The organism is Salifodinibacter halophilus (genome assembly GCA_012999515.1).
Lineage (GTDB): Bacteria > Pseudomonadota > Gammaproteobacteria > Nevskiales > Salinisphaeraceae > Salifodinibacter > Salifodinibacter halophilus.
The window spans coordinates 1-235 of sequence record JABEEB010000752.1 but is presented as its reverse complement, the minus strand read 5'-3'; the positions used below and the strand labels follow the sequence as shown (position 1 = coordinate 235).

Sequence of the window (235 nt, the reverse complement as noted above, 5' to 3'; positions counted from 1 at the left end):
GGCCGATGTCGGCAGTGCGGGTGCGGTGGAAGCCTTTCTCGGCGAAGCACTCCAGCGCGGCCTCGACGATCTGCTGGCGGCGCTGCTGGTGCTGGACGGGGTCGATCGGGCGCATGGCGGGGTCATTAATAGATCAGTGGGTCTATTAATAAACGATTGTTTTAATTGAAAAATCCGACTTAAGGCGGAGGGCGTCCGGGCCGTTTCGGCGGCGTTGGGGCGGCCTGCCTACGCC

1 protein-coding gene is annotated in these 235 nt (G+C 62.1%); it reads right to left on the bottom strand.

Going from position 1 to position 235, the window contains the following annotated elements; translation table 11 throughout:
• Positions 1-115: TetR family transcriptional regulator (locus HKX41_13590; protein ID NNC25166.1), on the bottom strand; the 115-nt coding region annotated here is incomplete at its 3' end.
• Between the last annotated feature and the right edge of the window lie 120 nt (positions 116-235).